The sequence below is a fragment of the Gayadomonas joobiniege G7 genome, assembly GCF_000300815.1.
Taxonomy (GTDB): Bacteria; Pseudomonadota; Gammaproteobacteria; order Enterobacterales; family Alteromonadaceae; genus Catenovulum; species Catenovulum joobiniege.
In genome coordinates, this window is record NZ_AMRX01000001.1 from 334,005 (window position 1) to 359,853 (window position 25,849).

Consider the following 25,849-nt stretch of genomic DNA (forward strand, 5'->3'; position numbering starts at 1 on the left):
TCGCTTACCTCTTACCGCTTGGACAGTAAAGAAGTTAACAAAGCACCGGCAGCAAATGCAATGCCCACGGTTGCTAACGGATTTTCTTTTGCCAATGTACGGGCTGAATCCACTGACTGATTGATTTGTTTTTGCAATTGCTCTTGCTTTTCATGTAACGCTTCGCTTGCATGAGCGGCCTTGCTTCGCAGCTTGCTTTCGGCTGGAGAGGCTTTCTGATTTAACTTTTCAACTGCTTCGTGTGCGGCCTTGGTAGCGGCTTCAGTAATTGATTTTTGAATATCAATATCCTGTGCACGTGAATTACTGGTTTGAGTTGAATTAGCCATTATATCCTCCTAAAAACTTAGTTGCGGCTAAGCACCCTTTGCTTGCCGTCACTTTAGTTAGAGCAGAAAGCATGCCAACTCAAAACAAAAACATAAACCATTGATTTAAAATAAAAATAAATCCATTCCCTATATTTAACGGCACCCTGACGATTTTGTAAAAGTAATTATTACAGTACCAAATATAAAACACAGGTAAAATTTACAGGTTAAATATTGAGCTTTAAAAAAAATGTGCTACTCAGCTTCACCTCGAATACAAAGGGTTAATCCAGTGAACAACAATAAACTGTGACTCAGTGCACATGTTTTTCGTTTTACAAAAAATAGACGGAATAAAAAGCCAAGCTACTTCGTTGAATAAGTGACTTTGATGGCAAAACGCCATTATTAAAAAAAATCACAGTAAGCAGGAGAAAGCAGATGAAAACGTTAAACAAAACCTTAATCGCAAGCACCATGATTTTTACCAGTAGTTTTGCAGCTCAAACCTTCGCCGCTAACATTTCGGCTAGTGTAAACACTAACCAGCGCACTGAAGCTCAAACTGAAACAAGTCAAAATGGTGCTGTAAACACCTATGGCCAATCATCAACAGACAGCAGTATTATGGCCAATGCGACTCAAAATCAATCCAATGCTGGTGTCCAAAACCAGAATGCTCAATCGACCAACACATCGGCTGAAGCATTAAATAGCATAAACGTGCAATCCAATCATCAACACACAGGCAGCGAGCAAAATACAGCTGAGCAGAATAATCAATTGCAAAACACGGCTAATACTCAAAGCCAAACTACGCAAACAAGCGGCCGGGCGCTTACAAGCAATTTATCACAAAGTGTGTCTGCAAATATTAACCAATCTGCCGACACAGCCACTGAACTTGGCAGTCAAATCAGCGGTCAAGTTGAATCATCAGTGAATGCAACGTTAAATACCGCACAAGATATTGAATCTAACGTCAGCTCTGTGGTTGACAGTGGTATCTCATCATCGCTTGAGACCAGCAATACCATTAGTGGCAATGTTGAAAGCTCAGTGACAGATACATTAGAAGCGGCTACTCAAGCGAGTACTGAAAACAGTGTGCAGGGCGAACTGGATGCCACTTTAAACGAACAAGTTGAAGGCGCAGTCGAAAGCAACGCTGAAAATGCAATGAATGTATCAAACTCAATAGGTTTATAATAACAAGCTGATGCATCAATAGCCTGGGGGCCTTGCCCCCGCTTTTTATCACTCAATATAAATTTAATCATGGCCAAGCCCTATATGTTGGGAGTATCAAGATGAACCCGTATAACTATTCTAAAATTTCATTATCAGCCCTAGCTTTAACGATCACTTGCCCTGTTTTGGCAGAGTTTTCGTCTGAGTTTAATAGTCAAGTGGGTGTGATCCACGATAGCCAGCTAACGATTGCTGAGCTTGATGGTACAAGCGAAAACCAAAGTGATACCGCGCGTCAACTGAAGGCTTCAGCTAAATTAAACTGGCAAAACGAACAACAAACAGTTCAAGCCAGCTATAGTTTTAACCAAAAAGACTATCAAAGCGCCAATGACTACGATACCCAGTACCATTTAATAGGTGCCACCTATAGCCACAAACTTGCTGGTGTAAAATTAGCGGCGCGTTATAACTTTGCCGATATAAAACTGGCTGGAGATGATTTTTTAGACTTGAATATGCTGACGTTAGATGCTGGCTATCTATTTAACGAGCACTTTTATTTGCGCTTAGCCCATACGTTTCGCGATAAAACGTTTGCTGAACCTTATGACAATCGTGATGCCTCTGCGAATATAAGCGCCGTTGACAGTTATTATTTTTTTAATAACAAACAATTTATTAATTTGAACTTAAGTTATGAAACTGAAGAAGCCGATGATCCCTTTTTTAATTTTGACCAACAGCAGTTAAAAGCAACTTTTAGTCAAGCTTATCAACTCTTTAAACAGCCAGGAAAAGCTCAGCTGGTTTTCCAATATCAGCAAAAAGACTATCAAAACTGGCTTATAGCGGATTCACAGCAACATAGAGATGATAATAGCCAAAGCATAAAGCTCATACTTGAGCAATCTGTCAGTCAATGGTTGAGCCTGAATACAGGTTTTGAGTATGCTGATAAAAGTTCTAATTTAGCAGCGGCCGATTATAGTGAGCGCCTGCTTGATATGAGTTTAACGGTGAGCTTTTAAAGACTCACCAATTCGCCCATAACCAAACTGCTTATCTTTACCGGGCTGGCCTAAATCTTTGGCTTGTCGGCTGAGTTTATTAAGCACTTTTGCGGACGCCAGTCCGGTTGCTCGTAAACATGCAAAATGCGCAGCTACAACAGGCGCTGCAAAGGAAGTTCCCGAAGCACTTATTGGCTCGCCATTGGCCTGCAGTACATTAACACTGACACCAAACGCAGAAAAATCCAAATGTTTGCCTTGGCTGGCAAATAGATAGCCTTGATCTTGCCAATTTACAGCTGTTACAGCAATCACTGATTGATACGCGGCTGGGTAAAGCTCTGCGGCGGCCGCCCCTTGATTGCCAACCGCCGCCACTAACACTGCGCCTTTTTTATCAGCTGCTTGCACCGCTAACTGTAAGATCTGGTTGTGAGGACCCGTTAAACTTAAATTAATCACTGCAACTCGCTCGGCTAACAACCAATCAATTGATTCAGCCAAACTGACCGCTGTTGCCCCTTGCTGACCATTCGGCCGCTGATAAAAGACGCCGGCTGAAAATAATTTAGCATTTGGCAATAGCGGGTTTATCTGTTCGTCTTTGCCAACCAGCAGGCTGGCCACTTGAGTACCGTGTTCGAATGCTGCCGTTTGGGCGGGGGGTAAAAAACTTTTTGAGATAATGTTGGCTTGCTTAAAAGCGGCTAACTTGTGGTTTACCTGACTATCAATAAGACCAAATTTTAGCGGATCTGAACAAGCAGTTTGGTGTTTAAAGTGGCGCGCCTGACCACTATCAGCGGCTTGCGGCTGATAAATATGGTTGCGTTCTATAATCGTCTGTTCTGATAAATTAAGCGTTTTTTTAATCTGTTCAGCGCTGTCAAATTGAGGATTAACCCTCATTTTTACAATGTGCAAATTCAGCTCAGGTAAACGTTTAACATCAATATTTTGAACCCCATCTAACTTGAGTTGGGTAAACTTTTGATATTCATCATCAGTTAACAAAATCATCCATTCGAATGCAACAACCGCTTGCCCGTTTTCATCAAGTGCTTCGTGTACAAATGAGTCAAGCTGTTGCTCACCCAGTAGCTCGTTTAAACCCTCTACCGTCATGCCAACCAATTGTTCAGCGCTCACTTGCAACACTACCTCGTCGGATATTTGCTGGCTTATTTCATCAGCTAACTCTGTATTTTGTTCCACGACAGCATGAACATCATCAAGTACTCCGGTCAAAGCAAAGGCTGATGTACAGCTAAAAAAGGTCATAGCTACCGTTATAATTTGTCTAAAACTTAGCTTAAACATACCTCATCTCCAAATTGGCTAAACTTTAAGTACAACGGTTCAGCCTGCGATATAATCCCAAGATAAAGTTTTTTAAAAAAAATTGGAATAAAAATCCCACTGCCACGTTAATTAAAGGTAAACAGGTAAAACGAGCGATAACGATGAAAGAACAATTAAAATCTTTGCTGCCTCAGTTAAGACGCTTTGCTTTTGCATTAACCGGTGATGCGGATGATGCGGATGATTTATTGCAAAATACAGTGCTAAAACTGCTCAAACAACCGCAAGATTTAGATGAACATAGTTTGATGAAATGGTCATTTCGAGTCTGTAAAAACTTATGGATCGACGAGTACCGCAACCGTAAGGTTCGCACACAAGCGAGCTATTCGCCAGAAGTACCAGAAGCAATTAGCACAGAAGATAGCGAGCAAGCACAAGAAAAGGCAAACACTCTAAAACAAGTTAATCATGCAATGGATCTGTTACCTGAAGATCAGCGCTCTGTACTAGCGTTAGTTGCTATGCAAGGGCTTTCTTACCGCGATACTGCCGAAGCCCTTAAATTACCGCTAGGGACAGTGATGAGTCGATTGGCACGTGCACGAGCGAGTGTCAGCCAATCTTTAAAACAGCAGCAATTGGAGCCAAACCATGATATTTAGTGAACAAGATTTATCGGCTTTTTTAGATGCTGAGTTAGACGAAATTCAAATGCAAGCTATCCGAGAAGCTCTGATTGAAGATGAAGCTTTGGCACAGCGATTAGCCGATTTGGCTATGGTTGATGAACAAATTAAGCAGGTGTATTCGAGCATTAATAACAACAAGGTACCAGCAGAAATCGAAGCTTTATTAAACATAGATCAAGTACCGCAAAGCGCAAATGTTTATCAATTGTCGAATTGGTTTCGCCCAGCCAGTATGGCGGCCAGTGTTGCTCTGGTAGTGGGTTTATTGGTGGGTATCTGGTTACCGCAAAAAAATAATCTGAACTCTGCATGGCAGGCGCAAGTACAAGTACTAGACTCTAGTTTAAGTGGTGAAGCTGTAATAGATGAACAAGGCCGGACAATTCAGCCGCTGCTCTCTTTTGTGAACGCCGATGGAAACCTCTGCCGACAGTATCAAATTAGTGAGCCAGATCACAGTTCACAACACTTAGCTTGCCGTACTGAGCAAGGGTGGCGTAAACAACTAAGTCAGTTTGGCCTAGCCCCTCAAGTTGCAGAAGAATACGCAACCGCGTCGGGGCAGACGGATATCATGCGCCAAGCCATTTCGCAAATGGCGGTCGGCGGCCTGTTAAATAAAACGCAAGAAGCAGAAAAATTAAACCGTTAAACTTTGGATGCAGGAGAATACAAAATGAAACCATTAATCGTTACTATGCTCATTGGAGTTTTATTATCTGCGTGTGCCAGCAAACCACCCTATCGCCCCGCTGAAGGCAATGGTTATGGCTACAAAGAAACACAAATTACAAATAAAAAATATCGGGTTCAATTTAAAATTCGCAGCGAAGATAAAGGGGCTGCTATGAATTTTGCGTTATTGCGAGCTGCCGAGATCACAAAAAACAATGGTTTTGATTGGTTCACGATAAACGACAGGCAAACCTTGGTCGATAACCAAAGAATTAATCAGGGCACTGGCGTGAGCGTGGGTCAAACCTATGGCCGCCGTTGCGGCTTATTGGGTTGCACAGATGCAGGCCCAAGCACCAGCGTAGGTTTATCTATGGATCTAAGTGGAAACGACAGTGACATAGAGAGCATACTCGAGATCACCATGGGAAAAGGTGAATTGCCCGACAGCGATAACGCCTATCAGGCACAAGAAGTTTACGATAACCTATTAGAGTTAACCCGCCAGTAAAAGATTAGGGTTTAGGGCCGGCCTTGATTAAGTCATGGCCGTGCTCTGTATCCGCGTACTGTTCAAAGTTGGCGATAAACATCTTTGCGAGGTTTTGAGCTTTATGTTGCCATTCACTTGCCGACAGGTAACTACTTCTTGGATCTAATACCGATGCAGCCACGCCGTTGATTTGGGTCGGGATCGCCAAATTAAAAACCGGTAACGTCTGGCAAGGTGCAGCGTCAGCTTCACCATTTAAAATAGCATCTATAATGGCTCTCGTGGCTTGAATCGAAATACGTTTACCTTGGCCATTCCAGCCGGTATTCACCAAATATGCGGTGGCGCCAGCCGTTTGCATACGCTGGTTAAGCACTCTACTGTATTGGGTTGGATGTAAAAATAAAAATGCCGCCCCGAAACATGCTGAAAACGTTGGCTGAGGCGCATTAATGCCACGCTCTGTTCCAGCTAATTTTGCAGTAAACCCAGACAAAAAATAATATTCGGTTTGTGCCGGATCTAATTTAGCCAGTGGCGGCAATACGCCAAACGCATCTGCAGTTAAAAATATAACTTTAGTTGCATGACCCGCTTTTGAAATTGGTTTAACAATATTATGAATATGCTCTATTGGGTAGGATACTCGCCCATTTTGTGTTTTACTCGCATCGTTATAATCTACTTTGCCTTGCTTATCTAGCACCACGTTTTCTAATAATGCATTGCGCCGGATTGCTTGGTAAATTTCTGGTTCGGCTTCTTTGTCTAAATTAAGCGTTTTTGCGTAACAACCGCCCTCAAAATTAAATACACCCTCGTCATCCCAGCCATGTTCGTCGTCACCGATCAGAGCACGCTTAGGATCTGTGGATAAAGTCGTTTTACCTGTCCCAGACAAACCAAAAAATAAGGCAACGTCACCTTCTTCACCAACATTGGCGCTAGCATGCATAGAAGCAATGCCTTGCAAAGGTAGCCGGTAATTCATGACCGAAAATAAACCTTTTTTCATTTCCCCGCCATACCAGGTCCCGCCAATAAGCTGCATATTTTCGGTTAAATTAAACGCAACAAAATTTTCTGAATTCATACCAGCTTGCTGCCACGCTTTATAACTGGTTTTGGAACCATTCAAAACGACAAAATCGGGCTTAAAATCGCTTAGCTCTTGCATATCAGGTCTAATAAACATGTTTTTGACAAAGTGTGCTTGCCAAGCAACTTCGGTCACAAAACGCACCGCTAAGCGAGTATTAGGGTTAGCGCCGCAAAATGCATCCACTACAAACAAAGTTTTACCCGACAACTGATCTGTGACGGTTGTTTTTAGTTGTTCCCACAAAGCTTGGTCAATCGCTTTGTTATCATTTTTGCCTTGATGCGCCCACCACAAGGTGTTTTGAGTGGTTTCATCCAAAACTATGTATTTGTCTTTTGGCGAGCGGCCAGTAAAGATCCCTGTGTCTACCGCCACCGCCCCTGATTCAGTTAAAACGCCTTTTTCATAGCCGTCCAGATCTGATTTTAACGTTTCGCTAAATAGCTGTTGATATGAAGGGTTGTAGATAATTTCATTGGCAGAGTCGATGCCGTATTTTTTTAAATCCGTGAGTATTTTTTGCATAGAGTGTTCAATCCTGATGTGTCCGCTAACCAAAGTCCTAGTTAAGCTTAGTTCAAATTATGTTTATTGGACCTAATTTTGTGTAATAAATATGCCTAAAAACCTGCTCGTAGACTTTGCTTTGTTTAGAACGGTCAGCCGTAACTTGCTATTTTAATAAATCAGGGTAATCTCAAAGACTTATCTATCAAATATTGGAGCTTGTCAGATGTCACCTAACCCAGTGACTTATATCCTGCTGATGTTAGCCTACCCGGCGGTTGGCATTTTGTTAGCTTCAACAGCCACCTCTGGCCAAGTCGTACCGATTTGGCTGCCAGCTGGCATTGCGCTGAGTGGATGTTATTTTTTGGGTTGGCGTTTTTTACCCGCTGTATTTTTTGGTTCGGCGAGTTTTAATTTATATGCTCAGTTAAGTATAGATTCAGAAGCCATAGCGTCTGTTAATGTCACTTTGCAAGCCTTTTTGATTGCGGCTGGTGCTACTATGCAGGCTGCAGTTGGGTCTTATGTTTTGTCAAAAATAGGTTCCTTGACCCGAGCCAGTAGTGAAAAACAAATTATTACATTTATTTGCCTGCCTGGTTTTTTAGTTAATATTATTTCGGCTTCTATTGGTGTTTTTGCATTAACACAATTTAATGACCATTATTTTATACAAGATTATTTTCACTATTGGCTCATTTGGTGGGCTGGTGACGCAATGGGAGTATTAATAACAACCCCTTTTTTAATATTTTTGTTAAATAAAAAACAAACGGGTCCTTACCCTCTGATGGTTCTGTTTTCGTGCGCTTTTATTTTTATCAGCATCACAATTTTTACCCTTTTATTTAAACAAATGAATAAAGATTCAGCGCGCCAGATTGCTAACCGACAGATGCAAATTATCGAAAGTAATTTAAACCAGTCGCTGCAAATGAGCTTAAAACAACTACACCAAGTCACCGCACATGTGCAAAATAACCCACAATTAAATCGCCAGGCATTCGAAACCTTTGTCGCTGAAACCACAGCAGAAGATACTGCCACGATAGCCTTTTCATGGAACCCAATTGTTGCAACCAATGAACTTGCTACATTTAAAAATGAGCTTGAAGCTATTTATCAGAAGCCGCTGACACTAAAAGGTAATTCAGTCATAGCCGGCGATTTTCATTCGTACGTAAAGTATTTATCTAATTATGAAACACACCATAAAGTTTTAGGTTTTAATCTAGCTTCTGATCCCAACCGCCGCCATGCTATGTTAGCCGCCTTAAAAAACGAAGCACCGCAGGCAACCGAAGTGACTATGTTATCTTCTGGGGTGACTGAGCTACCTGCGTATATTATTTTTGCGCCTGTCTACGAGTTTTTCAGCGAACAAAATGCCTTAAACATTCGCAAAAACGTAATCGGCTTTATCGCAACAGGTGTTATTGCAGAGCGTGTAATGCAACAAAGTTTGCAAGAAAATAAAATAAAAAGTTTATTATATATTTTAAAAGATACAGCTGCCGATCAGGTCATCGCCAGCAACCTGTCAGAGCGACCTGATGAATTAAATGCCAGTTGGAAAACAAGTAATTATCAACTCGCGGGCCGGCAATGGACACTGGCATTAAAAACCAATAACTCTTTTGTAAGCAACTACCACTCAAACAGTTTTACTGTTTTATTATTGTTCGAGTTAGTCATAGTTGCGTTAGCTATTTTGATTGTATTAATGAGTCAAAATAAACATAGATTATTAGACACTATGGTTAAACGGCGTACTCGCTCATTAAAAAAAGCCAAACAAAAAGCTGACGAAGCGAATTTAGCCAAGAGCCGCTTTTTAGCCAATATGAGCCATGAGATACGAACACCCTTAAATGCAGTTTCTGGTTTTGCCCAGCTGGCCTCAAGCACATCTGACACAGATAAAATTAAAAGTTATTTAAGCAAAATAAATCTCTCCAGTATTACTTTGCTTACGTTAATTAATGATATTTTGGATATTTCAAAGATTGAATCAGATAAACTCTCTTTAGAAGCAATTCCGTTTGATTTAACTGAAATTTTGGATCGGGTGCGGGTATTATTTGAAGAAAGCGCTGCTGATAAACAAAATATCTGGCAAGTTGAAAATCAACTAGGCTCGCAACATTATTTTATTGGCGACCCTCTTAGAGTTGAGCAAATTCTCATAAACTTAACCAACAATGCCATTAAGTTCACCCATAACGGGCAGGTGAAACTGGTTGCTCGGGTAATAGAGCAACAGCAGGATAAAAGCCTTATTTGTTTAGAGGTTTCGGATACCGGGATTGGCATCAGTGCAAAAAATGCCGAGAAGCTGTTTAATGCATTTAATCAGGCTGATAATTCAACCAGTCGTAAATATGGCGGAACAGGGCTTGGATTGACGATTGTTAAACAACTTTGCCTTATGATGCAGGGCGAAATTATTGTTCGCGAAAATAAGCCCCAAGGTTGCCGCTTTATCGCCCAAATTTGGCTCAACAATAGCCAGCAAAAGCCGCAAAAAATTCATCTCAGCAGAGCTCAGCTTAGCGCTGGTTTAAAACTGTTGGTCGCTGAAGATAATGAAATTAATCAGCTGGTGATTGCTGAATCGCTAAAATTATTAAAGGTTAATTTTGATCTTGCTAATAACGGTCAAGAAGCAGTCACTATGGCCCAGCAAAACAACTATGACGCCATATTAATGGATTGCCAAATGCCAGTGATGGACGGTTATGAAGCCACCCGAACCATTCGTGCGTTTGATTCATATATTCCTATTATTGCACTAACTGCAGATGCCATGCCTGAAGACAAACAACGGGCTTTTGCTTGTGGTTGCAATAAACATTTAAGTAAACCGCTAGATATTAATGAATTAAGTCATACCTTAGCTGAGTGTATTGAGAATAAAGTCTAATGCGACTTAGACAGCATAATTTTGCGTAAAAATCAGTTAACAGCGTATAATACAACTTTTCTCTCGTGGATGATGTCTATGTTTATTCTGCCGCCTGAAACCGACGAAACCGCTGAAATTTTAGCTGAGATGGAAGCGGAAGGCATTGATTTAAGTCAGCCGGTGAAAATTGATTTTTTTGCCGTATTCGAATTTAAAGAACAAGCTGAAAAGGCGTTACCTAAAATTAAAAGTTTTACTTTAGGCAACTATAAGTTCAGTTCAGTCGTATTGCAAAAACCTGAACAAGGTGGCGGATACGAAGTGATTGCCAGTTTAACTATGCTGGCGCAAAAAGATGCGCTGGATGAACTCGATCAAGCTTTTACCGCCTGTGTAGAAGGAGTGAAGGGTTATTCAGACGGTTGGGGCATAGGATTGTAAGATGTTTCATATTGCATTATTTGAACCCCAAATCGCCCCAAACACGGGCAATATTATTCGTTTAGCGGCTAATAATGGCTGCCAACTCCATTTAATTGAGCCCCTTGGTTTTTCGTTTGATGAAAAAAAGGTCCGCCGAGCTGGATTGGATTACCATGATCTCGCAAAAATAAAAATGCATAAAAACTTTACCGAATTTAGCCAATATATGGCTGGTAAAAGGATTTTTGCCTGTACCACTAAAGGCACTAGAGCCCACACTGAGGTTAACTACCAGGCTGACGATGTATTACTGTTTGGTGCAGAAACTCATGGTTTATCGGAACAAGCGATGAATTCTGTCGTCCCTGAACAGCGCATTAAAATTCCTATGATGGATAATAACCGCAGTTTAAATTTATCTAACTCGGTCGCTATTATCAGCTACGAAGCTTGGCGACAGCTGGGTTTTGCGGGCGCTAATTAAGCGCCTGACAGCTATTTAAAAAAGTGCGTGATCTCTTCAATAACGGGAGCTCTGATCGAATCTTTTTCCATTAAAATTTCGTGTTTGGCATCTGCTATCACTCTTTTGCTCACACCTTGGTTTTTTTGGCTCACTTTATCAAACCAGCGGTCTTGTGCCGATAGACTCACGATGAGGTCTTTTTCTGCTTGCAGTAATAAAATATCTAACGTCAGCTCAGCACTGATCGTCGGCAGAAGTTTGATGATTTTTAACGCTTCGTACAACCAACCAGCAGTAACCCCGCCCAGCTTGTGATCTTGTAAAATTTGCTGACTGAATTCGTAACGTGCTCGGCTATGTGTCAGTGGGTTTAATTCGAATAAGGTTTTATTATAACCGGCTTGACCAGGAAAATAAGGGGATTCAGGGCAAATCTTATTCGACAAATTGTGCATAGTCCTGGCCACAGCTAAAGCGCTGCGCTGTGGCAATAAACCCGCATTAATGCCCAGCATAGGCGCTGATAATACAAGTTTATCGATATTGTGCCGGTATAAGTACAGCCAGTTTAACGCAATCGCCCCACCCATTGAATGCGCGAGAATATGAGTCGGCAGATTAGTTTCTAAAAAGCCACATTGATCGAGCGCTAATTCAAGATCTGCTGCATAAGTATCAAAACTATCAATATGGCCTTTTTCTGGATCTTTTAATAATCGGCTCGACTGCCCCTGCCCTCTATGGTCAATAGAAAATATATTGCAACCCTGGTGAAAAAAATCAAAACAAACTTCTTGGTACTTTAAATAACTTTCAACCCGACCTGGCAAGATAATTAAATTCATCTTTGGGGAAGGGTGATGCATTTCTAAGCAGTGGAGATCGACCTTAGGATCGGCTTGCACAACAAATTCATGCGCGTAGCTTTGCCAGAACGGACGAATGAAACGAGCGATAAAAGCTTGCCAAGAAGCTTCTCGCTCAGATAATTCAGGAACCGTATTAATGTGTGTGTTCATAGACTCAGCTTTTAAAAGTAGATACCTTAAAAGCCTATCCGATAAACCACAAAATTTAAATATCCAATTCCTTCATTTTTCGGGTAATGGTATTGCGTCCCCAACCTAAACGTTTGGCGGCTTCCTGTTTATGCCCCATCGTATGTTGCAGCGCACGTTTAAGCATGATAGTTTCAAATACCATGAGTGCTTCGTCTAAAATGTTATTTTTGCCGCTCGCTAACTGCTCATCAACCCACTGAGTTAATAAACTTTCCCAATCGCCACTGAGCACTTGTTCACTCGGACTGCTTGTCGTGCGTTCCGTTGCAGTGAGCTCTGGTGGTAAGTCTGAAATTAAAATTTCTTGACCACTGGCCATTACAGTTAACCAGCGACAGGTATTTTCTAACTGGCGCACATTCCCCGGCCATGATTGATTGCTAAGATATTCGGCGGCTTGAGGTGATAGTCGTTTTTCTTCTACGCTCATTTCTTCTGCGGCTCGTTTTAAAAACTGCGCAGGTAACTTAGGAATATCCTCTTTACGCTCATTTAGTGGCGGTAAATGAATACGAATAACATTTAACCGATGAAATAAATCTTCCCTGAATTTACCTTCAGCTACCAGTTTTTCTAAGTTCTGGTGAGTCGCGGCAATGATCCTCACATCGGCATTTAATGGCTGTCTACCCCCAACACGATAGAACTGACCGTCAGCCAGGACCCTTAGAAGGCGGGTCTGCACTTGCAATGGCATATCACCAATTTCATCGAGAAATAATGTGCCGCCATTAGCCTGCTCAAAACGCCCCTCACGAATAGTGTTAGCTCCAGTAAAAGCCCCTTTTTCATGGCCAAATAGTTCCGACTCTATGAGATCATTGGGGATGGCTGCCATGTTAAGGGCGATAAAAGTATTGTTTTTTCGCGGGCTATGTTTGTGTAAAGCACGCGCCACTAGTTCTTTACCTGTGCCTGATTGCCCGTTAATCAAAACACTGATACTGGAACGAGACAAACGACCTATCGCTCGAAATACCTCTTGCATTGCTGGCGCTTCGCCAATAATGTCAGTCGAAATAGGATCTTCAACCGGTTTGGCTCGTTGCTTTTTGCTGTTTTCTTTTACATGCGTCAGCGCTCGGTTAACTAAGCTCACAGCATCATCAATATCAAAGGGTTTCGGCAAGTATTCAAAAGCACCACTCTGGTACGCGTTCACAGCCGAATCTAAATCTGAATGCGCTGTCATGATAATAACGGGTATTTCACTATCATATTCTTGCACTTGGGCTAATAGTTCCATACCATCCATTTCAGGCATACGAATGTCAGAAATGATCACATCTGGACTTTCTGATTTTAGCTGATGTAACAAGTTTAATGGGGATTCAAAACTTGTATTACTGATATTTTCTGCATCTAATGCTTTTTCTAAAACCCATCGTATTGAGCTGTCGTCATCAACGATCCAGACTTTTGTAGTACTCATGATTTATCCTGTAACTTAATCGGCAGAAAGACGGTAAATTCGGTGTGACCAGGCCAGCTTTCACAATGAATGCGCCCCTGGTGTTGGTTAACAAGTGTTTGGGCAATGGATAAACCTAATCCAGTGCCGTCAGATTTGGTTGTGATCATGGGGTAGAACAAGGTATCTCTAATATGCTCTGGGATACCTGGACCATTGTCAGTGATTTTTATCACCGCAGCCAGTTTATGGCGTCTCCCATGTATTGTTTCTTGACTGGCAATACGAGTTGAAAACTTGATTTTACCATTGCGTTGCGGCTTTAATGCCTGGTAAGCATTGCGCACAATATTTAATACCGCTTGGTAGATCTGCTCTTCATCCATCGAAAATTCGGGGATACTTGGATCATAATCGCGTTCAAATTTAACTCGGTTGGCATCAAACTCAAGCTCTATCAACTTTCTGACTTGCTCTAAAATTTTATGGACGTTTGCCAACGAGCGCTTAGGCATACGAATAGGACCAAGCAGTCGATCGACTAAATTTCGCAACCGGTCAGATTGCGCAATAATTACTTGCGAGCATTCTTTAAGCTCTTCTTTTTCAACCATTTTATCAAGTAATTGTGCAGCCCCTCGGATCCCACCTAACGGATTTTTAATTTCGTGAGCTAACCCCCTAATTAAATCTCTTGACGCCAGCATTTGTGATTGCACAAAATTTTCCTGGCTGACCCGTTTAAGTTGATCGATAGTGTGGATCTCGATCAGCATATAACAATGGTTTTTTTGTTTAACTGGGCTAAACGTCAGCTCGGCCATCGCATGATGTTCGTCCATAGTGACTAACGAAACTTCGGTTTCCGTAAAACCTTGCTGAATTGGGATCACCTGGCGAACCCGCTCCCAGTCAAACGAACTGTAGCGAAATAACTGAGCAAAATTTAGCTCTTGTAAACGGCGAACACTCAGCTTAAAAAAGCTTTCGGCTGCAGGATTTGCATAAATTATTTGTAATTCAGAGTCAGTGACTAACACACAAGTACTCTGGTTATTTAAAATCAGGTCATTTAACACTTTAGCCTCATTGCATTCGAGTTAACGCACCAAAATAAAGCAGCGCACCGAAATGTAGCATGCTAAATGAAAAAGACCAATCTTATTAGTTTTATTTAGCCGTGTTTACGGTCGCGCGATGCATATAAAAGGTTCTGCTCTCAGAGGATGCAATAATCTTGCCGTTTGCATCTATAAGCTCTGCTTGAACTGAATGTTCGCCGCGAAAAATGTTATGTAATTGAAAAGTAGAAATAGCTTGTGCCTTGGTCACCACTTTACCGTCTAATAAAATGCGGGTTTTAAGGCCACTGGCATAAAGAGGTTTAACTTGCACTGTCACTTGTAAGTTTCCAGCATTGTTACGGAAGGTTTCTTGGTTAGCAGGGCGCATTAAACGAACGGTATATTCAACCTTTTCGACTTCGGCATCCTTTGGGTTGTTTGAGCTAAATTGGACTGCTGGTATATCTTGAATTTTACTTTTTGCCGATATAACACTAGCGCCAGCTCTGGGCTGGTCGGTAAATACAGGTACTCCGTTTTCATCCTTGTAAACGTAAACTTGTGCGCTTGTTAAAAAGGTTGTGAGCACTAATACTAAGCTACAAGAGGTTAGTTTGACAGAGTTTAAACAACTAAACATCTCTGCGATGATCCCTTCATCTATTGTAAATTAACGATCACTTTACCCCCTATATTCAAATTTATCCATAAAAAAAGTCCGCCGAAGCGGACTTTTTTAACTAATCAGAGCAGTTTAAACACTGTAATAAAGCTCAAATTCAACCGGATGAGGTGTTACACGCACCTGGTTAGCTTCTTCAGTTTTAAGCTCGATATAAGCGTCGATCATTTCGTCACTCATAACGCCACCAGCAGTTAAGAAAGCGCGGTCATTGTCTAATGCAGTTAACGCTTCTTCTAAAGAGCTAGCAACTTTTGGAATGTTAGCTTCTTCTTCCGGAGGCAGATTATATAAATCTTTATCCATAGCTTCACCTGGATCGATCTTGTTCAAAATACCGTCAAGACCAGCCATCAGCATTGAAGTAAATGCTAAATAAGGGTTAGCTGTTGGATCAGGGAAACGACATTCGATACGACGTGCTTTGTCGCTTGTAACGTATGGAATACGAATAGAAGCAGAACGGTTACGCGCAGAGTAAGCTAACATGATAGGCGCTTCGAAGTGTGGTACTAAACGCTTATATGAGTTCGTTGATGCGTTAGCAAAAGCATTGATTGCTTTAGCATGTTTGATGATACCACCAATGTACCATAAAGCTTCTTGTGATAAACCTGCGTATTTGTCACCGGCGAATACGTTTTTACCGTCTTTCGCGATTGACTGGTGACAGTGCATACCTGAACCGTTATCACCAACGATTGGCTTAGGCATAAATGTAGCTGTTTTGCCATAAGCGTGCGCTACATTATGGATAACGTATTTTTTAATTTGAATTTCGTCAGCTTTTTCAACGATTGAGTTAAACTGAGTGGCAATTTCGTTCTGACCACAGGTTGCAACTTCGTGGTGATGTGCTTCAACAACTTGACCCATTTCTTCAAGAATCAAACACATTGCAGCACGGATGTCGTTCGCTGAATCTACTGGTGGTACCGGGAAGTAACCGCCTTTAACACGTGGACGGTGGCCTAAGTTACCATCTTCGTAGTCTTTACCTGAGTTCCAAGCCGCTTCTTCAGAGTCAACGCTATAGAAACCACCAGCCATTGATTGGCCGAATTTTACGTCGTCAAATAAGAAAAATTCTGGCTCTGGACCAAAATAAACGTCGTCACCGATACCAGTTGACTTTAAAAACTCTACAGCACGCTTAGCAATAGAGCGAGGGTCACGGTCATAACCCTGCATAGTAGCAGGTTCGATAATGTCACAACGAACAATCATTGTAGATTCTTCGGCAAACGGGTCCATAACAACAGTTGAAGCGTCAGGCATCAGGATCATGTCTGATTCGTTGATACCTTTCCAGCCGGCAATTGAAGAACCATCAAACATTTTACCATCTTCGAAGAAGTCTTCGTTTACTTGGTGAGCTGGGATAGAGACGTGTTGCTCTTTACCTTTAGTATCAGTGAATCGTAAGTCAACGAATTTTACTTCGTTGTCTTTTAACATATCTAGAATTTCTGCAGACATTGCATTCCTCCGGAAAATTTTATTTTTAAAAACGTAACCTTCATTTACGCCTTGAAGCCTTTAAAGCAACTACCATGCCAATTACAAAAACAGTGCAATGGCAAGCATTTAGGTTAACCATTGAGGTGCAAATGCCTTACACTGCACCATTATAGCGCGCACAAAACACCATTTTGGTGCATGATAACGACTTTATCCCTAAAAAAAAGCATTAAATAAAATACAGTATTGCCTATATTCAGGGCAATAGCTGACTGCTAATAATTAAAGAATATCGGTGAATTAATCAATTCAGGCGGTTTAGTGAACAGAATCATGTTTGGTATACGGCAAACTTCACGTATAATGCGCGCAAAGTTTTGGGCTTGCTAATGATAGTTGCGCTCAGTCACTCACTTAAAGAAGACCTCTGATTTATGAATTTAGAAAAATTAAGAAATATCGCCATCATCGCACACGTTGACCATGGTAAAACAACTTTGGTTGACAAACTGCTTGAGCAGTCTGGTACATTAGAAAGCCGCGGTGATAGTGAAGAGCGCATTATGGATTCAAACGCTTTAGAAAAAGAGCGTGGGATCACTATCTTAGCTAAAAACACTGCAATTGATTACCAAGATTACCGCATCAATATCCTAGATACTCCAGGCCACGCCGATTTTGGTGGTGAAGTAGAACGTGTATTATCCATGGCCGACTCAGTACTTTTATTGGTCGATGCACAAGAAGGGCCAATGCCGCAAACTCGCTTTGTGACTCAAAAAGCTTTTGCTCACGGCCTTAAGCCAATTGTTGTTATTAATAAAATTGACAAACCAGCGGCACGTCCGGATTGGGTTATCGATCAAGTATTTGATTTATTTGATAACTTAGGCGCAAGTGATGAGCAGTTAGATTTTCCGATCGTTTACGCTTCAGCCATTAACGGTTGGGCATCGACCGAAGAAGATGTGCAAAAAGACAATATGGACGACTTGTTTAGTGCCATCTTAGAGCACGTTGAACCACCAGCTGCTGATCCGCAAGGCAGTCTGCAAATGCAAATTTCTCAATTAGACTATTCTAGCTATGTTGGTGTTATTGGTATTGGCCGTGTTACCCGAGGCACTATCAGAGTCAATCAACAAGTTTCTGTGATCGGTGCCGATGGTAAAAAGCGCAATGGTAAAGTCGGTCAAGTATTAGGTTATTTAGGTCTGGATCGCTACGAGCAGCAAGAAGCACAAGCTGGCGATATTATCGCGGTAACTGGTTTAGGCGAGTTAAAAATATCGGACACTATTTGTGACCAAAATGCTGTTGAAGCTATGCCTGCTCTTGTCGTTGACGAACCTACAGTGACTATGACTTTCCAAGTGAATAACTCACCATTTGCCGGTAAAGAAGGTAAGTTTGTCACCTCACGACAAATTCTTGAGCGCTTAAACAGCGAACTGGTTCATAACGTGGCATTGCGCGTGCAAGAAACTGAAGATCCAGACAAATTCCGTGTATCTGGCCGTGGTGAACTACACTTAGGCGTACTTATTGAAAATATGCGCAGGGAAGGTTACGAACTTGCAGTTTCTCGTCCTGAAGTTATCTTGCGCGAAGTTGACGGTGTTAAACAAGAACCTTTTGAAACGCTAACCGTTGATATCCAGGAAGAGCACCAAGGTACCATTATGGAAAAGCTCGGTTTACGTAAAGCCGAGATGACAGACATGGTTCCGGATGGTAAAGGTCGTATTCGCATTGACTTTGTTGTTCCAAGCCGTGGTTTAATTGGTTTTAAAAACGAATTTATGACGCTGACGTCAGGCACAGGTTTGATGTATCACTCATTTGATCATTATGCGGCTCATAAAGGTGGAGAAATTGGCCAACGCCAGAACGGCGTTTTAATTTCTAACGGTATGGGTAAAGCGGTTGCTTACGCCTTGTATACGTTGCAAGATCGTGGTCGCCTATTTATTGAACATGGTACTGAAGTGTACGAAGGTATGGTCATTGGTATTCATAGCCGTGACAACGACTTAACCGTAAACCCATTAAAGGGTAAACAGTTAACTAACGTTCGTGCAGCCGGTACCGATGAAGCGTTAACACTAGTGCCTGCTATTAAATATACGTTAGAACAAGCACTTGAATTTATCGACGACGATGAACTGGTCGAAGTAACGCCAGAAAACATCCGTATTAGGAAAAAATTCTTAAGCGAAAACGAACGTCGCCGCGCAGCGCGAGAAAGCGCTAAATAACCGCAACCCTAACTGCCCAAGCATGCCCTGTATTTAATTCGGGCATGCTTGTTTTTAACCTAACACTTTGCTCATTATTTAAACAATATACAAACTAAATTTAATCCCTTATACTCATTTATACGTTAATTAAAAGGGGCATGAGCCGATGCAAAATTATACGCCTGAAAAGCATAAACGGACAATTTATCGCAAACCAGATGAGTGGTGGGTGTTTTTATCAGTTGCTCAGCGTTTTGCCGCAAACACTCTATTTAGATACGGTTACCAGTTAGCATTTATTCGCACGACCCTGCATGGAAAAATTGCCGTGTTAATGCGCGAGAATCAACATGAAATTGTCACTTTAGATGAGTGGGGCCATGTAGATACCTCGCCAGCCATTAAACTACGCAGTTAATAATACCTAAGCTCTCTAACCTTGCCCCAAAATACTCGGTAAGAAAAAAAGGTATATGCCAAAATACAAGGCACCACAATAATAGCGCCCCATAAAATAAACATGAGCGATTTAGCGGACGCTGCAGCCTCAAATATGTTAATTTTCCCTGGCACTATATCAGGGAAAAAGCTATAACCTATGCCGCAAAAAGATAATAGAAATATCATAATAGCCGCCAAAAATGGTATCCAGCAGGCCGCATCGTTTTCCAGCGGCATACGTTTTAATAATCGATCGACCACTAAAAATAATATAAAACAGAGTATCGGCATTGGCAGTAATAACATGACGCCAGGTAAACTAAACCAGCGTTCGAATACCGCGGGGTTAATCACTGGATTAACGATAGAAACCAATACAACACCAGCAAAGCTAAAGCGCCCTGCTTTGCGTGCCCAACGAGTCGCTTTTTTTTGCAACTCACCCTCGGTTTTCATAACTAGCCAACAAGCACCTATATAGGTATAGGCGGCTAATACTCCGAAGGCACTAACCAGGGCAAATAAATGCGCACTATAACTCTCTTCAAAACCCATTACATAAAGCCCCAGCATATAACCTTGACTTAGAGCCGCTAAAATTGAGCCAGTTTTAAATACTTTATTCCAGACTGCTCGATGAGAAAATGCAGCTTTCACTCGAAAATCGAAGGCCACGCCGCGCATAATTAATGCAATTAATAACACAGCGACAGGCAAATAAAGCTCTTTTAGAATAAAGCTATGCGCGGTCGGAAACGCAATTAATAGCACGCCGACGGCCAATACTAACCAGGTTTCATTCGCATCCCAAAATGGACCTATTGACGCTATCATCTGATCGCTTTTTTCACTATCGCTAAGCGGCAGCAGAGCGCCAACACCAAGATCGTAACCATCTAACACTGCGTACAAAAATATAGCCAGCCCCATTAAGGCAATAAAAATTACAGACAGTGTATTTGCTTCAAGCATTGCCTTTCTCCTCACGCGGATTTAAATTTTGTCCTTCCAACTCGGCTTGTGAAATCTCTTCTATTTCAACAGCTCGCTTGGCCATTATTTTGACCGTATGCAAATAAGCAATTAACAGCGCTGTGTATACCACTAGATATAAAGTTAGCGATAAACCCACGTTGGCTGGCGCAATATCGGTTGCCGCTTCTTCTACCGTCAATACACCACTGACTAAATAAGGTTGGCGACCAATTTCAGTGACATACCAGCCAGCTAAGGTTGCTAACCAGCCAGAAAAGGTCATCGCGGTTAGAATTTTTAATGTCATTGGTTTCAGATGGCCCAATTTAAACAACTGAAGTCGCGCAAACCAAGCGACCAATATCATTAACAGGCCCAACCCCACCATAATGCGAAACCCCCAAAATACTGGGAATACTGGTGGATGCGCCCCTTTAAATTCATTCAGCCCCTTTATCTCCCCGTTCCAATCATGAGTGAGTATTAAACTAGCAACGCCTGGCAGCGGCAGTTCATAATGGTTACTTCGGCTTTGTTCATCTGGTATCGCGAACAATAACAATGGAGCCCCTTGCTCCGTGTCCCAAACACCTTCCATTGCCGCTACCTTTTGCGGTTGATGTTCAAAAGTATTTAAACCATGCATATCACCAACAAATGCCTGTAGTGGTGTGACGATAGCAGCAACAGTTAATGCAGTTTTTAACGCCTTCTTTGGGGCTATTTTGTTGTCTCCTCGCCATATCCGATAGGCACTTATCCCAGCGATTAAAAAAGATGCGGTAATAAAAGAGGCCAGTAACATATGGCTTAATCGATACGGAAAAGACGGATTAAAAATAACATCGAACCAGTCGGTTACGTGCGCAACCCCGTCGATCATTTCAAAACCCGCAGGGGTTTGCATCCAAGAATTAAGGGCTAAAATCCAAAATGCAGACAAACTAGTGCCCAACGCAACGATAAAGGTAGCTAAGGTATGAATCGCTGGGGCAACCCTATGTATACCAAACAGCATAATACCCAAAAAGGTTGCTTCTAAAAAAAAGGCAGTTAATACTTCATAACCTAACAAGGGCCCGGCTATATTTCCGACAGTCTCCATATAACCCGGCCAGTTGGTACCAAACTGAAAAGACATGGTAATGCCGCTGACCACGCCAAGCGCAAACGTCAACGCAAATATCTTTACCCAAAAGCGGTAAATTCGCATCCAAACAGGGTCATTACTAAGGTTGTAACGCAGTTTAAAATAAAATAAAAACCACGCTAGCGCGATCGTGATGGTTGGAAAAAGAATATGAAAGCTGATATTTGCAGCAAACTGTATCCGAGATAAAACCAGGGTGTCTAACATAGGAGCCCCTTCACTTATTTACGATTGTTTAATAGCCTGTCTTTCATGTCTAAAACTTTACCTACACCGCTGCCCAGCTTCATCAGTTGTTCTAGCTTCTCTGGTCCCATTTTTGGCAACTCACTGGTAAAACGAGTAACTGAGTCTAAAAGTTCATGGATTTCATGTAATTTCTGCTGCGCATGAGCTTCTTGCTCGTTTTTAGCATCATCCAACAAAATATCTCTGAGCAAACTTAAGGTAGGGTCTACCTCGCGCTTTCGCCGCTCCTCAAACACACGAACCGCCATCTGCCAGATATCGCCAGAGGGTGCATAGTATTCTTTTCGATCACCCGGTTTGTGGCGAATCTGGATCAAGCGCCAAGCTTGAAGCTCCTTAATGCCCATGCTGACATTACCGCGTGAAATATTTAATGCATCAGATATCTCATTCGCAGATAAGGGGTCTTTAGAGATCACTATTAAACCGCACATTTGCCCTATGGTTCGGTTAAACCCCCAACGACTTCCCATTTCACCGCAGTGGTGTACAAAAGCTTTGATTTTTGGATTCATAGATATTTTAAAGTTTCAGTAATTTCTGAAACTTTAAAATATCTAAAACCATATTGCAAGCCTTCTTGCTCAGATAAACTTGCATGTTCTCTGATACGCTCATAAAGTTATTTATACTTAAGCAGAATTAGGGGCGAATATGATCAGTCGATACGAGCAAATCCAAGCCTTGTTAATAGCTAAAACAGGTTCAGACGCTAAAGCTTGCCAAGCCAAGTTAGAAAAAATGCAGATCAGCCCATTTTTTTTTATGCGTGGTAGCGCTGACTTATTTTATCAAGATATTGCAGCGGGTTTACTCCAGATCCCTGAGTCTTTATACCAGCTGCCCGCCACTTTTATTATGGGTGATTGCCACTTGTCTAATTTTGGTTTTTTTAGCGAAGAGGGCTCTCATGGCGATCATATAATTTTTGCCCCAAATGATTTTGACGATGCCTGTCACGGGCCTGCTATATGGGACATCTGCCGCTTTTTAGTCAGTATTGAGCTCGCTGCAGCAGACTGTTTAGACATCAGCAAACGAATGAAAATAATGAGTTGTTTTTTGAGCTGTTATCGTAAAACATGTCAGCATATTTTAGACAAAAAAATAGATTATTATCAGGTAGTCACTGACTTTAAAAAAGTAAAAAGACTACATAAAAGATATCTAAAAGCCTGTAGACGGGCTGCATTTGGTGAAGACTTTTTAATCAAAAGCTCGTTAGCCAAAGCGGTTGATTTACAGCGATTCCCGCTTTCTTTTAAAAATATCGACGGGCGTTTTCAGCGTTTAGCAAAAGAGGAGTACCATGCACTTGAGCACACCTTTGCCCCGTATGTAAATGATACGATATTAGATATAGTTCAGCGTTTGGATGCAGGGACAGGCTCATTAAATATGTTACGCTATTATTTGTTGGTAGGGCCGAATGGTCAAATTAATCAGCAACAACTGCACCTAAACCATATTGTTGAAATTAAGCAACAAAGAGTTGCAGCACCGATAAATAGTTTTCCGGCGTTAAGTCCGATAAACCGCTTAAACCCAGCGCATTTAACCGTTTTAAGTCAACGTTATATGCAGCGCAATCCTGATTTGATTTTAAATGACGCTATATGGCAAAAGCAGCATTGGTTAATTCGCTCTCGCCACCATGCCAGAGTTTCGATTGATCCAACAGACGTGATCACTAATGATAAAGCGTTAAAATACTATGTTAAACAGTGTGCAATATCTTTGGCTCTCGCGCATGCACGCGGTGACCGCCGCAGCAATGCCTTTGAACAGGCGGTCTGCGATACAATGTCGAAAAAACTGAGCTCAGACTTAATCAATTCAGTGCGTGAATATTGCAGGCAACTGGTATCAGATCACCGACTATTATCAGAACAAAGCGCTTGCTATTAGTCTGCTAGCTGACAATACAATGATCTGAATAATCGTTTTAGGCGTTAAACCAGATAACTGCGTTAATTGATTTTATTCACTGGGAATCTTGTGCTTAAACCGGCCCGCCACCTAATTTTAACAGCGATATTATTCCAGGCTGTTTGGTTATTGTCTGCTTTTTATCAAAACCAATATCTCTGGTTGACTGTGCCTTTTTGTTTAATCATCTTGATCGCAAGCCCTTTTAAACGGGACGAAGCTAAGCTAGTGCCAATAACCAGCGTATGTTTATTGCTAACCGATGTTTTTTTAGTTTGTTTAGATTGGATTGAAATAAAAAGCTCTGCTGGTTTTATTTTACCTTACTGGTTGTGGGTGATTTGGGTTGGTTTTCATTTAACCATTATGCCAATTTTATCAAAATTGTTCGCCTCCCCTAAGTTAGCGCCTGTGTTGTTTGCCTGTGGTGCTGCGTTTAATTATTGGAGTGGCATGAAAATAGGAGCAATCACGCCTAATCAACCCACAATTTTAATTTTGGCATATTATGCAGTTATTTGGTTTTTGTATGCATTGGTGTTGGCGCGGCAATTAAAAAAGGTTAATCAGATAAGCCATAACACAAAAAATGACGACAACAGATAAGGGGCTAGACAAGGCCAGCGAGTTGATTCATCATATTGCTTTTTATTCGACTAACCCTATGCAAATTACAGCGATTTACCCAGGCACTTTTGATCCAATCACTAATGGGCATTTAGATCTAATTAAACGCGCTGCACGTTTGTTTGATCAGGTGATAGTAGCAGTGGCCGCCAACCAAAGCAAAACACCGTTATTTGAGTTATCAGAGCGAGTTGAGCTCGCTCAAAAAAGCATCACGGATACCAGTGGTAAAATACAGGTTGTTGGTTTTAAGGGTTTGCTGGTTGATTTAGCTAGCCAATACCAAGCAAGTGTTCTTATCCGAGGTGTTCGTGCTGTTGCCGATTTTGAATATGAGTTTCAACTCGCTAGTGTTAACCGCAGTCTCAACCCCAAAATCGATACTGTTTTTTTAACGCCGAGCGAAAACAATGGTTTTATTTCATCAACCATTGTTAAAGAAGTAGCGCGCCATTCTGGTGATGTCACTCAGTTTGTTAGCCCAGTTGTGGTCACTGCGATCAATAAAAAGCTCAATAAAACCTAATTATTGAACCTGAACTTATTCGCGTTTAAATGTGATTTTACTGGGTATAAGGTATGTTCGATTTCTTTTGCTAACCGAGATCTCAGTACATTTCTGCTGTCTACGCTGGCTTTTTCAGTTACTCGGTAAATATAGCGTAAAATGGTCCCGCCCTTTTTGGCATGTTGGCGCATTTTATAAGGACCGGACACTATCTCTAGGTCGTAGCCCATTTTAACTAAAACGTTGACCAATCTAGGTTCAGCAATAAGATAAAAGCTTTTGATATTTTCATGCCGAGCAATTGTTCTGCTGATTAACAATAAAGCATTGAACAGCAAAGAAGTGATTTTTACCTCGTTACAAATATACCGAAAGCTAGAACAAACTAATAACCGAGATATTTCCCATTCGTTTGGTGTTGCATGAAAATCATGAATATGGTCAGAGATAGGTAAGCGTCCATCCAAAGACTTTATTAAACGAACATAAGCGGCTGGTTTTTTTGTATCTTTATGTTCAATAACACAGTGTAGCGCTCGCTCGTCGTGTTCATCTTTTTCTATTTTTCTATCTGCGTAACGGGTGCCAACCCAATCGTTTTCTTCACAATATATTTTATACCGCAAGTTCAATACAGGGCCTAGTTGATCGGCGCTCACTATACGTATATTAAAGTGCTCAAAAAAATACGCACAAGGATCTATATCAATCTGTTTTGGTTGTTTTTGTTTTCTAGTACAAGCGCTAATTTGCATGTCAGCGTACCCAGTTTTATTGATTTAACCGTGACACGACCACTTAACGTGTATTTTGGGATTCAAGTGGTAAAGTATAAGTCATCCAAAAATAATGTCTATAGAATTAGACCAAAGATTGCAGGACAGTAACATTTACCGACCCTAAAGTAACCTGAAGGTTGCAAAGAGATATATAAAAATGTGAAGTTCAACGCATTTTTTAAAACTAGG

The 25,849-nt window shown here is 41.4% G+C and carries 25 protein-coding genes; 13 read left to right on the forward strand and 12 right to left on the reverse strand.

The annotated features are described in order from the left end of the window. Positions 1-11: 11 nt before the first annotated feature. Positions 12-329: an ElaB/YgaM/YqjD family protein gene (locus C727_RS0101650; RefSeq protein WP_017443881.1), complete on the reverse strand. Its 318-nt coding sequence runs from the start codon at positions 327-329 to the stop codon at positions 12-14. 423 nt (positions 330-752) lie between these two features. Between C727_RS0101650 and C727_RS0101655 the strand changes: the two genes are divergently transcribed. Continuing rightward, positions 753-1,520, forward strand: a complete 768-nt coding sequence (locus C727_RS0101655; protein ID WP_017443882.1) for a hypothetical protein — start codon at positions 753-755, stop codon at positions 1,518-1,520. A gap of 101 nt (positions 1,521-1,621) precedes the next feature. Further along, positions 1,622-2,533: a surface lipoprotein assembly modifier gene (locus C727_RS0101660; RefSeq protein ID WP_017443883.1), complete on the forward strand. Its 912-nt coding sequence runs from the start codon at positions 1,622-1,624 to the stop codon at positions 2,531-2,533. On the opposite strand, the gene C727_RS17790 is transcribed toward C727_RS0101660, so the two are convergent. After that, positions 2,516-3,835 (reverse strand): S8 family serine peptidase, encoded by a 1,320-nt coding sequence (locus tag C727_RS17790; RefSeq protein WP_017443884.1) that lies wholly within the window; start codon positions 3,833-3,835, stop codon positions 2,516-2,518. The genes C727_RS0101660 and C727_RS17790 overlap by 18 nt on opposite strands. Before the next feature lie 143 nt (positions 3,836-3,978). Between C727_RS17790 and C727_RS0101670 the strand changes: the two genes are divergently transcribed. The 3 genes from C727_RS0101670 to C727_RS0101680 are packed head-to-tail and all read left to right on the forward strand — an operon-like array spanning position 3,979 to position 5,695. Then, a complete protein-coding gene (locus C727_RS0101670) occupies positions 3,979-4,482 on the forward strand; it encodes an RNA polymerase sigma factor (protein WP_017443885.1) in 504 nt (167 codons plus the stop codon). Next, positions 4,472-5,161, forward strand: coding sequence for an anti-sigma factor family protein (locus C727_RS0101675; protein ID WP_017443886.1), 690 nt, complete (start codon positions 4,472-4,474; stop codon positions 5,159-5,161). Before C727_RS0101670 ends, C727_RS0101675 begins: the two co-directional genes overlap by 11 nt. Positions 5,162-5,185: 24 nt before the next feature. Beyond that, positions 5,186-5,695 carry a CC0125/CC1285 family lipoprotein gene (locus tag C727_RS0101680; RefSeq protein ID WP_017443887.1) on the forward strand — a complete coding sequence of 170 codons (510 nt, stop codon included), beginning with the start codon at positions 5,186-5,188 and terminating at the stop codon, positions 5,693-5,695. A gap of 4 nt (positions 5,696-5,699) precedes the next feature. Here the strand turns inward: C727_RS0101680 and pckA are convergent, their stop codons facing one another. Then, a complete protein-coding gene (gene pckA, locus C727_RS0101685) occupies positions 5,700-7,304 on the reverse strand; it encodes a phosphoenolpyruvate carboxykinase (ATP) (RefSeq protein ID WP_017443888.1) in 1,605 nt (534 codons plus the stop codon). 208 nt (positions 7,305-7,512) lie between these two features. On the opposite strand from pckA, the gene C727_RS0101690 reads away from it, so the two are divergent. From C727_RS0101690 to C727_RS0101700, 3 genes are all read left to right on the forward strand, one after another. Further along, positions 7,513-10,212, forward strand: a complete 2,700-nt coding sequence (locus C727_RS0101690) for a response regulator (protein ID WP_017443889.1) — start codon at positions 7,513-7,515, stop codon at positions 10,210-10,212. Between the two features lie 78 nt (positions 10,213-10,290). Beyond that, positions 10,291-10,635, forward strand: coding sequence for a ribonuclease E inhibitor RraB (locus C727_RS0101695; protein WP_017443890.1), 345 nt, complete (start codon positions 10,291-10,293; stop codon positions 10,633-10,635). Between the two features lies 1 nt (position 10,636). After that, positions 10,637-11,101 carry a tRNA (cytidine(34)-2'-O)-methyltransferase gene (locus C727_RS0101700; RefSeq protein WP_017443891.1) on the forward strand — a complete coding sequence of 155 codons (465 nt, stop codon included), beginning with the start codon at positions 10,637-10,639 and terminating at the stop codon, positions 11,099-11,101. Positions 11,102-11,112: 11 nt separating this feature from the next. Here C727_RS0101700 and C727_RS0101705 read toward each other — a convergent pair whose 3' ends face one another. The 5 genes from C727_RS0101705 to glnA form a co-directional block, all read right to left on the reverse strand. Beyond that, on the reverse strand, positions 11,113-12,102 hold the full coding sequence (locus tag C727_RS0101705) for an alpha/beta fold hydrolase (RefSeq protein ID WP_017443892.1): 990 nt from the start codon (positions 12,100-12,102) through the stop codon (positions 11,113-11,115). A 55-nt stretch (positions 12,103-12,157) separates the two neighbouring features. After that, entirely contained in the window at positions 12,158-13,576 is a 1,419-nt protein-coding gene (gene glnG / locus C727_RS0101710; protein WP_017443893.1) for a nitrogen regulation protein NR(I), read from the reverse strand. Further along, positions 13,573-14,634, reverse strand: a complete 1,062-nt coding sequence (gene glnL / locus C727_RS0101715) for a nitrogen regulation protein NR(II) (protein WP_017443894.1) — start codon at positions 14,632-14,634, stop codon at positions 13,573-13,575. The genes glnG and glnL overlap by 4 nt, the downstream gene beginning before the upstream one ends. A 91-nt stretch (positions 14,635-14,725) precedes the next feature. Next, positions 14,726-15,259, reverse strand: coding sequence for a DUF4124 domain-containing protein (locus C727_RS0101720; RefSeq protein ID WP_017443895.1), 534 nt, complete (start codon positions 15,257-15,259; stop codon positions 14,726-14,728). 114 nt (positions 15,260-15,373) lie between these two features. Further along, a complete protein-coding gene (gene glnA, locus C727_RS0101725; protein ID WP_017443896.1) occupies positions 15,374-16,780 on the reverse strand; it encodes a glutamate--ammonia ligase in 1,407 nt (468 codons plus the stop codon). A gap of 416 nt (positions 16,781-17,196) precedes the next feature. On the opposite strand from glnA, the gene typA reads away from it, so the two are divergent. Further along, positions 17,197-19,020: a translational GTPase TypA gene (typA, locus tag C727_RS0101735; protein ID WP_017443897.1), complete on the forward strand. Its 1,824-nt coding sequence runs from the start codon at positions 17,197-17,199 to the stop codon at positions 19,018-19,020. 148 nt (positions 19,021-19,168) lie between these two features. Next, positions 19,169-19,420 carry a hypothetical protein gene (locus tag C727_RS0101740; protein ID WP_017443898.1) on the forward strand — a complete coding sequence of 84 codons (252 nt, stop codon included), beginning with the start codon at positions 19,169-19,171 and terminating at the stop codon, positions 19,418-19,420. On the opposite strand, the gene cydB is transcribed toward C727_RS0101740, so the two are convergent. Genes cydB through C727_RS0101755 form a run of 3 tightly spaced genes read right to left on the reverse strand, consistent with a single transcriptional unit; the run spans position 19,417 to position 22,332 of the window. Beyond that, entirely contained in the window at positions 19,417-20,415 is a 999-nt protein-coding gene (cydB, locus tag C727_RS0101745; RefSeq protein WP_017443899.1) for a cytochrome d ubiquinol oxidase subunit II, read from the reverse strand. The two genes, C727_RS0101740 and cydB, sit on opposite strands and share 4 nt — an antisense overlap. Further along, positions 20,408-21,775 (reverse strand): cytochrome ubiquinol oxidase subunit I, encoded by a 1,368-nt coding sequence (locus C727_RS0101750; protein ID WP_017443900.1) that lies wholly within the window; start codon positions 21,773-21,775, stop codon positions 20,408-20,410. The genes cydB and C727_RS0101750 overlap by 8 nt, the downstream gene beginning before the upstream one ends. A gap of 14 nt (positions 21,776-21,789) precedes the next feature. Continuing rightward, positions 21,790-22,332, reverse strand: coding sequence for a GbsR/MarR family transcriptional regulator (locus C727_RS0101755; protein WP_017443901.1), 543 nt, complete (start codon positions 22,330-22,332; stop codon positions 21,790-21,792). 139 nt (positions 22,333-22,471) lie between these two features. Here C727_RS0101755 and C727_RS0101760 point away from each other — a divergent pair, with 139 nt between their 5' ends. The 3 genes from C727_RS0101760 (at position 22,472) to coaD (ending at position 24,899) form a co-directional block, all read left to right on the forward strand. Continuing rightward, complete coding sequence (locus tag C727_RS0101760) at positions 22,472-23,725, forward strand: DUF2252 family protein (protein WP_017443902.1); 1,254 nt, start codon at positions 22,472-22,474, stop codon at positions 23,723-23,725. Positions 23,726-23,815: 90 nt separating this feature from the next. Further along, positions 23,816-24,352, forward strand: a complete 537-nt coding sequence (locus C727_RS0101765) for a DUF2878 domain-containing protein (protein ID WP_017443903.1) — start codon at positions 23,816-23,818, stop codon at positions 24,350-24,352. A gap of 58 nt (positions 24,353-24,410) precedes the next feature. After that, positions 24,411-24,899: a pantetheine-phosphate adenylyltransferase gene (coaD, locus tag C727_RS0101770; RefSeq protein WP_026052505.1), complete on the forward strand. Its 489-nt coding sequence runs from the start codon at positions 24,411-24,413 to the stop codon at positions 24,897-24,899. Here coaD and C727_RS0101775 read toward each other — a convergent pair. Beyond that, positions 24,896-25,636, reverse strand: coding sequence for an acyl-homoserine-lactone synthase (locus C727_RS0101775; RefSeq protein WP_017443905.1), 741 nt, complete (start codon positions 25,634-25,636; stop codon positions 24,896-24,898). The two genes, coaD and C727_RS0101775, sit on opposite strands and share 4 nt — an antisense overlap. Positions 25,637-25,849 lie beyond the last annotated feature (213 nt).

Bases quoted from the DNA above. Each gene is read 5' to 3' on its own strand.
- C727_RS0101650 (WP_017443881.1), bottom strand. From the start codon at position 329: ATGGCTAATTCAACTCAAACCAGTAATTCACGTGCACAGGATATTGAT.
- C727_RS0101655 (WP_017443882.1), top strand. From the start codon at position 753: ATGAAAACGTTAAACAAAACCTTAATCGCAAGCACCATGATTTTTACC.
- C727_RS0101660 (WP_017443883.1), top strand. From the start codon at position 1,622: ATGAACCCGTATAACTATTCTAAAATTTCATTATCAGCCCTAGCTTTA.
- C727_RS17790 (WP_017443884.1), bottom strand. From the start codon at position 3,835: ATGTTTAAGCTAAGTTTTAGACAAATTATAACGGTAGCTATGACCTTT.
- C727_RS0101670 (WP_017443885.1), top strand. From the start codon at position 3,979: ATGAAAGAACAATTAAAATCTTTGCTGCCTCAGTTAAGACGCTTTGCT.
- C727_RS0101675 (WP_017443886.1), top strand. From the start codon at position 4,472: ATGATATTTAGTGAACAAGATTTATCGGCTTTTTTAGATGCTGAGTTA.
- C727_RS0101680 (WP_017443887.1), top strand. From the start codon at position 5,186: ATGAAACCATTAATCGTTACTATGCTCATTGGAGTTTTATTATCTGCG.
- pckA (WP_017443888.1), bottom strand. From the start codon at position 7,304: ATGCAAAAAATACTCACGGATTTAAAAAAATACGGCATCGACTCTGCC.
- C727_RS0101690 (WP_017443889.1), top strand. From the start codon at position 7,513: ATGTCACCTAACCCAGTGACTTATATCCTGCTGATGTTAGCCTACCCG.
- C727_RS0101695 (WP_017443890.1), top strand. From the start codon at position 10,291: ATGTTTATTCTGCCGCCTGAAACCGACGAAACCGCTGAAATTTTAGCT.
- C727_RS0101700 (WP_017443891.1), top strand. From the start codon at position 10,637: ATGTTTCATATTGCATTATTTGAACCCCAAATCGCCCCAAACACGGGC.
- C727_RS0101705 (WP_017443892.1), bottom strand. From the start codon at position 12,102: ATGAACACACACATTAATACGGTTCCTGAATTATCTGAGCGAGAAGCT.
- glnG (WP_017443893.1), bottom strand. From the start codon at position 13,576: ATGAGTACTACAAAAGTCTGGATCGTTGATGACGACAGCTCAATACGA.
- C727_RS0101720 (WP_017443895.1), bottom strand. From the start codon at position 15,259: ATGTTTAGTTGTTTAAACTCTGTCAAACTAACCTCTTGTAGCTTAGTA.
- glnA (WP_017443896.1), bottom strand. From the start codon at position 16,780: ATGTCTGCAGAAATTCTAGATATGTTAAAAGACAACGAAGTAAAATTC.
- typA (WP_017443897.1), top strand. From the start codon at position 17,197: ATGAATTTAGAAAAATTAAGAAATATCGCCATCATCGCACACGTTGAC.
- C727_RS0101740 (WP_017443898.1), top strand. From the start codon at position 19,169: ATGCAAAATTATACGCCTGAAAAGCATAAACGGACAATTTATCGCAAA.
- cydB (WP_017443899.1), bottom strand. From the start codon at position 20,415: ATGCTTGAAGCAAATACACTGTCTGTAATTTTTATTGCCTTAATGGGG.
- C727_RS0101750 (WP_017443900.1), bottom strand. From the start codon at position 21,775: ATGTTAGACACCCTGGTTTTATCTCGGATACAGTTTGCTGCAAATATC.
- C727_RS0101755 (WP_017443901.1), bottom strand. From the start codon at position 22,332: ATGAATCCAAAAATCAAAGCTTTTGTACACCACTGCGGTGAAATGGGA.
- C727_RS0101760 (WP_017443902.1), top strand. From the start codon at position 22,472: ATGATCAGTCGATACGAGCAAATCCAAGCCTTGTTAATAGCTAAAACA.
- coaD (WP_026052505.1), top strand. From the start codon at position 24,411: ATGCAAATTACAGCGATTTACCCAGGCACTTTTGATCCAATCACTAAT.
- C727_RS0101775 (WP_017443905.1), bottom strand. From the start codon at position 25,636: ATGCAAATTAGCGCTTGTACTAGAAAACAAAAACAACCAAAACAGATT.